This is a genomic window from Thioalkalivibrio sp. ALE20, from assembly GCF_000381405.1.
Taxonomy (GTDB): domain Bacteria; phylum Pseudomonadota; class Gammaproteobacteria; order Ectothiorhodospirales; family Ectothiorhodospiraceae; genus Thioalkalivibrio.
The window spans coordinates 1-2514 of record NZ_KB906492.1; the positions used below are offsets into that span (position 1 = coordinate 1).

Here is a 2514-nt window from a genome sequence, read left to right on the forward strand (position 1 = left end):
GCGGCCTGACCGACGGCGAACTCACCATCGATGCCGAAGCGACCGACAACAACGGCAACGACATCACGGCGCAGGATACGGCCGAGCTGGATGCGTGGCCCAACGTCAGTATCGACAGTGTCAAGTGGGCAACCGGCGGCGATGCCAGCGATGTCATTGATCAGAATTGGGGAGCGCTGGAAACCGGCGACTTCGGCGTGGGGCTTGAATCGGATATTTACACTGCACCTGGCGATATACCGGCGATTTTGACCTCTGGCCTGAACAGGTTTGGGACGTCAGGGTTGTCGATTCAGGCTACCGAAAACAGCAGCTATACCTACGAGTTCGACGTTGACAGCGAATACTTGCTTTCCTGGACAGAGGGTGGTGCTACCAGAACGATGTTGGGCACTGTGACGCGCTCCGATCTAGTGTCACTGCAGGGCGACGACAGGGACCTCTTGGTCTTCAGGGGATCGGTGGACGGTGTGGATTCGGTGCTTGTTATCGACGCGACCGGACTTACGGGCGATGCGTATGCGGTCGATGACCGTGACCCCTCCACGGTCGGTTTCCGCGAGATCGAAATAGACGGCACGGCTGCGGCTGGTTCGGACGTTGAGATTCGTGATGGCGACGGCAACCTGATCGATACCGTCGTGGCGGACGGCGACGGTGGATGGTCTACAACGATCAGTCCGGCTACTAGTAGCACCGGTGAAGTGACCGCTACCGCGACGGACCCAGCGGGCAATGAGACAACCGATGTCAAGGCCTACATTCTGGGTGGCTCTGGATCAGACACGTTAGAAGGGACGGCCGGGGATGATGTGCTTTATGGTGGCGCTGGGGATGACACTCTGATCGGGGGTGGCGGAGACGATATCCTGATTGGCGGCGACGGCGACGATACCTTCGTCTGGCAAGAAGGGGACGAGGGGACCACGACGGACCCTGCGACCGATGTCGTCAAGGACTTCGGGAATGGTGAGAACGTTCTCGATGTGTCCGACTTGCTCCAGGGCGAGGAGGAGGCCGAGGACTTGAGTGAATACATCGTGACTGAAGAAGAGGGTGACGATACGGTCCTTTACTTGAGTTCCCAGGGTGAGCTGAACGGTGACAAGGAGAATGCCGATCAGATCATTCGCCTAGAAGGGAAGTCGTTCAGTGATTTTGGGGGCGCGTCGGCGTCTCAGGACGTTATCAATCACTTGTTGAATAACGGTCAGTTGAACATCGACCAGTAATCGGCCGTTCAGGCAGCCCCGCCGGTTTGAATCGGTGGGGCTTTCTTGTGTCTGAGCGTGTAAGGTCAGGGTTCGGGTGTAGTACGGTCCGGAGGCCGCGCATGTATGTGAGAAGGGACGCAGAAGGCAGGATCGATCTGGTGAGTCGGGCAGCGAGTGGCGCGTGCACGGAATTCGTGGCGGTTGATGCGCCTGAGCTGCTGGAGTTTCTGTCCGGGAAGGAGGCTGACCCAGTACCCGCAGCATTGCAGGCCTCGGATCTGGAGCTGATCCGGGTGCTGGAGGACCTGGTGGAGGTGCTGATCGACAAGGGTGTGATTCGGTTTACGGACCTACCGGATGCGGCGCAGCAGAAGTTGCGGGATCGCAAGGATCTTCGGGTGTCGGCGAAGCGGCTGAATCTGATGGAAGATGATGACGGGCTTCTATAGAGATGCGCTTTGGCAGCGTGTGTCACGTGAGGTGGAGTGCTGTGGCGGCGGGCCCAGACGCGGCATCGAATTTGGATTGAGTATCGGCGCAAAGGCGCCTGTTGGAGCCGGTTCGATGGGGCAGAAGCGGGAAGGGATTCGATGGCAGTAAATACGGTGGTTGCCACCGTCCGGGCATTGATCGGGACGGTGATTGCGAGAGATGCGGAAGGCAACACCCGAGTGCTTGGCGTCTGCGATCCTGTGTACGCGGGTGGGTGAGGTGATTCCTCTGCAGGGTGCTTCGGTCGATCTGCAGGCCATCGATGGGCGTGCCTTGTCGCTCGGGGACGGCCAGTAGGCCCTAGTGGGTGAGGTTCTCGCGGATAGCGGGCGCGCGGACAATCCTGAGATTCCAACGGCGGAAGAGGTGATTGCGGCCCTGGATCGCGGTGAATCACTGGATGCGCTGATTGCGCCACCGGCGGCCGGTCTGGAGGGCGGAGGTGGCGAAGGCGGTGGGTTTGTTCGTGTCGCGCGCATTAACGAGCCGGTGGAGTCGATTAATTACACCTTTCCGGAGAATGTGTTTGGTCGCCCCGATGCGGTGGGCGAGACCGTCGCGGTGCCCGGAGGGGAAACCGCGGGCACGGTTGTGCCTCCCGGCCAGCCGCCTGTAGAGCCACCGGTTGAGCCGCCACCCCCGGTGACGGCCAACCCGACGCTTGCGGTGTCAGTGTCCGTGGCAGCCGGATATGGGTATGCAGGCGCGAAAGAGAGTTATGGTCAAGTCTGGTGTATGAGCAGTTGCTGGTTCAGGCGGCGCTCCGGTCGGTGATGGATGATGCCTCGTCGTTGGTCGGTTCGGTCTG

At 60.2% G+C, this 2514-nt stretch carries 2 protein-coding genes and 1 pseudogene; all 3 read left to right on the forward strand.

The annotated features are described in order from the left end of the window. A partial coding sequence (locus F790_RS14920) for a type I secretion C-terminal target domain-containing protein (protein ID WP_156824347.1) occupies nt 1–1232 on the forward strand: 1232 nt, incomplete at its 5' end. A 101-nt stretch (nt 1233–1333) separates the two neighbouring features. Next, nucleotides 1334–1663, forward strand: coding sequence for a hypothetical protein (locus tag F790_RS0113550; protein WP_019592010.1), 330 nt, complete (start codon nt 1334–1336; stop codon nt 1661–1663). A gap of 141 nt (nt 1664–1804) precedes the next feature. After that, a pseudogene (locus F790_RS14440) lies at nt 1805–2423 on the forward strand (retention module-containing protein); the annotation flags it as partial. Between the last annotated feature and the right edge of the window lie 91 nt (nt 2424–2514).